Here is a 3,332-nt window from a genome sequence, read left to right on the forward strand (position 1 = left end):
CCGCCCGCCTCCGCCTCCCCGACCGAGGCCTGGTGGCCGAGGGTCACCACGCCGACCTGGTCCTCTTCGATCCCTCGACGGTGTCGTCCCCGGCCACCTTCGATTCCCCCCGGGCCCGCCCGGAAGGCATCCCGCACGTCCTGATATCGGGCCGGTTCGTCATCGAGGACGGCCACCGCACGGACGTCCTGGCGGGCAGGTCGGTAAGAAGGTCGCCGAGGCCGTAGGCCGTGATAGCGGTCCACCAGTTGCGCGAACGCCCTCTCGCCGGCCGATCGCACAGCGGTGAGCACGTCGTCGAGTTCCGTCCTCGCCGCTCATCGGTCCCACACGACCGATGAGTCCGGCCGCCCTTCGGCGTCCTACGTACGTCCCCGCATCACGACCCGAAGGAATTGGACGATGAACACGGTCTTCTCTCACATGACGATGTCGCTGGACGGGTACATCGCCGACCCGCAGGACGGATGCGGCGAATTGTTCGACTGGTACAACGCGGGAGAGGTCGAGGTGCCGGCCCGTGACGGGCACAGCTCCTTCCAGGTCGACGCGGGCAGTGCCGCGATGCTGCGGGACATGCTCGCCGGCACCGGGGCCCTGGTCTGCGGACGGCGCCTGTTCGACCACACCAACGGCTGGGACGACAACCATCCGGTGGGCGCCCCGGTGGTCGTGGTCACCCACCGCCCGCCCCGGGACACCACCGCGTGGCCCAGGACCACCTTCGTCGGGGACGTGGCCGCCGGTATCGCCGCGGCCCGGGAGATCGCGGGCGGCAAGGACGTCGCCGTCGCCAGCGCCAGCATCGCCGCGCAGGCGCTCGACCTCGGTCTCCTGGACGAGGTCCGGGTCAGCCTCGTGCCTGTGCTGCTGGGTGCGGGGATCCCCTACTTCGCCGGCCTCGCCCGCTCGCCTCATCGCTTCGAGGACCCGACCGTCGTCGTCGGCTCCCGCGCCACCCACCTGACCTACGCCGTGCGGCGCGACTGAGACACAAGCACAGCGATGTCCGACGTGACACGAACGTCCGACAGGGAATGGGACGTCGCCAGGGCAGATCGCGGCGCCGACGGCGCGCGGGCGTCAAGAAGACGCGGACGCGCTTCCGTCCAGGTCGCGCGCCTGCACGCCGGGCAGATCGCCGAACCGGGCCTTGGCGTCCAAGGTCACCACGGTGCGGGCGGTCGCCGCCGCCGTTGCGGCGATGATGAGGTCGTGCGCCCCACGCGGCCTGCCCTCGCGCCGTACATGGGCGAGCAGACGGGCATGCGCGTGGGCCACATGCAGCGTGTATTCCTCCACCGGCACCAGTGCCAGGACGCCCTCGATGAACGCCTGCCGCCTCTCGCGGTGCTTTCCTTCGGCGAGTTCGACGCCCAGCAGGAGTTCGGCGGCGGTCACCGCGGAGACGCAGACATCGTCATCGGACCGGCGCAGTTCGGCCGAGAGACCGACCTTGCCGCGTTCGGCAGCGATCAGGACGCCCGTGTCCAGGATCACTCGCTCCACGGGTCCTCCGTGGTCAGCAGGGAACGGGTGCCCATGACGTCGTCCTCGAAGTCGTCGTCCAGCGTGCCCGCGAAGCGGTCGAGGAGATCGGCGAGATCCGCGCCGTTGCCGGCCGGGGCCTGCGAGATCATCGCCATGCGCCTGCCGCCGCGCGTGACTATGACGGTCTCGCCGTGCTCAGCCATGTCCAGAACGGCGGCGAAGTTCCGGGAGGCTTCGGTCGCGGTCATCACCTTCATGGGAACCAGGGTATCTGATTCTCTGATTCCCTGGCTGTGCGCTCTGGACCGGACGGAGTTGTCCGGGGCGCCGCACGTCCGGGGCGTCGGACGTCCGGCGCTCGCGCACGATGCGGTCAGGCAGACGCCAGGCGCAGTGCCAGTGACGCGACCGCCAGGAGGAAGATCACCACCACCGGGGCGACCGCGTAGTCCTTCGCCCGGAGGTGGTAGATCGCCGCGCCGATGAAGTAGAGGGTCACTCCGATCGCCGCCGCCACCCCGAGCGGGGCCAGCCAGAGGCCGATCAGCAGGCCTACCGCGCCCGCCGCCTTGAGGGTGGCGAGGCGCGGGAGCCAGGAGTCCGGGACGCCCAGTTTGGACATCGAGCCGACGATCGCCTCCTGCCGGGTGAATGTGGCGAAGGCGGAGCCCGTCAGGACGGCGGCGAGCAGAATGCCGACAACGGCGTAGGCGATGAACACGGATGACCCCTCGGACGGTTGCGTGACAGCCCGCTGAAGGACCAGCAAGGCCACAGAGGGGGTCCGCCGGTCGCGGGCCCCCGGCTCAACGTGCCGCAATCCGCCGCCCCGAGGAACGCCCGGCCGAGGCTAGTAGTGACAGGGCCACGCTGCGCCATGCCGTGGTCCGGGCCCCGCCCGGTACATTGCCTGGCGTGAGCGACAACGAGCTGGGCCTCTTCCTGCGCGCCCGCCGCGAGTCCGTCACTCCCGCCGAGGTCGGGCTCCCGGACGGCAGCCGGCGCCGTACCCCGGGGCTGCGCCGTTCCGAGCTGGCCACGCTCGCCGGGATCAGCGTCGAGTACCTCGCGCGGCTCGAACAGGGCCGGGACCACAACCCCTCCCCGCAGGTCATCACCGCTCTCGCCGAAGCCCTCCGCCTCACCGCCGACGAGCGCTTCGCCCTGATGCACACCGTCAAGTCGCTCATCGGCCCCCGCAAGCTCTGCCCCGGCGCGGGCCTGCCGCCGAACCGGACCGTGCGCCCGACCCTGCGCGCCCTGCTCGACCGGCTGGAGCCCACCCCCGCCGTCCTGCTGAACCGGCTGACCGATGTCATCGCCTTCACCAGCGGGTACGAGCAGCTCGCCCGCCCCCTCGGGCTGCTGGACCCGGCCGCGCCCAACCTCGTACGGTTCCTGTTCACGGACCCCCGGGCCCGTACCGCCCACCCCGACTGGGCACGTGACGCCGACGACCTCGTCGCCCGTCTCAAGACCGGCTCCGTCTCCGACGACCATCTCGACGATCTCGTCGCGGAGCTGACCCTCACCGCCGGCGCCCCCTTCGCCGAGCGCTGGGCCGCCACCCTGCGGATGCCCGCGAGCCCGACCGCCCGGCGGCTGCTGCACCCCGGCGCGGGCGAGCTGCGGCTGCTCGACGAGACCCTGGAACTGCCCGGGGCCGAGGACCAGCGGCTGGTCGTCCACCTCCCGGCCGACGAGGCGACCGCCGCCGCGCTCGACAAGCTGACCGGCCGCCGCCCGGGTGCCCTCCGCGCCGTGGCGGGCTGATTTCCGGCCGCACGGCTCGCCGTTCTCCGCCTGCCGGACCCCCCCGCCCGCCCCATGGAATCCCCCGC

At 72.0% G+C, this 3,332-nt stretch carries 5 protein-coding genes and 1 pseudogene; 3 read left to right on the plus strand and 3 right to left on the minus strand.

Annotated elements, in window-relative coordinates; genetic code table 11:
* Window positions 1–227 (plus strand): annotated as a pseudogene (locus WH07_RS34735) (D-aminoacylase); the annotation flags it as partial.
* Between the two features lie 175 nt (window positions 228–402).
* A complete protein-coding gene (locus WH07_RS34740) occupies window positions 403–990 on the plus strand; it encodes a dihydrofolate reductase family protein (protein WP_046509022.1) in 588 nt (195 codons plus the stop codon).
* A 93-nt stretch (window positions 991–1,083) separates the two neighbouring features.
* Here the strand turns inward: WH07_RS34740 and WH07_RS34745 are convergent, their stop codons facing one another.
* The 3 genes from WH07_RS34745 to WH07_RS34755 form a co-directional block, all read right to left on the minus strand.
* Window positions 1,084–1,509, minus strand: coding sequence for a PIN domain-containing protein (locus tag WH07_RS34745; RefSeq protein ID WP_046509024.1), 426 nt, complete (start codon window positions 1,507–1,509; stop codon window positions 1,084–1,086).
* Window positions 1,497–1,748 (minus strand): type II toxin-antitoxin system Phd/YefM family antitoxin, encoded by a 252-nt coding sequence (locus tag WH07_RS34750; protein WP_046509026.1) that lies wholly within the window; start codon window positions 1,746–1,748, stop codon window positions 1,497–1,499. Before WH07_RS34750 ends, WH07_RS34745 begins: the two co-directional genes overlap by 13 nt.
* Window positions 1,749–1,864: 116 nt before the next feature.
* Window positions 1,865–2,212 (minus strand): DoxX family protein, encoded by a 348-nt coding sequence (locus WH07_RS34755; protein ID WP_046509029.1) that lies wholly within the window; start codon window positions 2,210–2,212, stop codon window positions 1,865–1,867.
* A gap of 194 nt (window positions 2,213–2,406) precedes the next feature.
* Here WH07_RS34755 and WH07_RS34760 point away from each other — a divergent pair, with 194 nt between their 5' ends.
* Window positions 2,407–3,264 (plus strand): helix-turn-helix domain-containing protein, encoded by an 858-nt coding sequence (locus WH07_RS34760; protein ID WP_046509030.1) that lies wholly within the window; start codon window positions 2,407–2,409, stop codon window positions 3,262–3,264.
* The last annotated feature ends 68 nt before the right edge of the window (window positions 3,265–3,332 follow it).

Source organism: Streptomyces odonnellii (assembly GCF_000981895.1).
GTDB lineage: Bacteria > Actinomycetota > Actinomycetes > Streptomycetales > Streptomycetaceae > Streptomyces > Streptomyces odonnellii.

Coding starts and splice junctions, on each gene's coding strand:
- WH07_RS34740 (WP_046509022.1), top strand. CDS start 403: ATGAACACGGTCTTCTCTCACATGACGATGTCGCTGGACGGGTACATC.
- WH07_RS34750 (WP_046509026.1), bottom strand. CDS start 1,748: ATGAAGGTGATGACCGCGACCGAAGCCTCCCGGAACTTCGCCGCCGTT.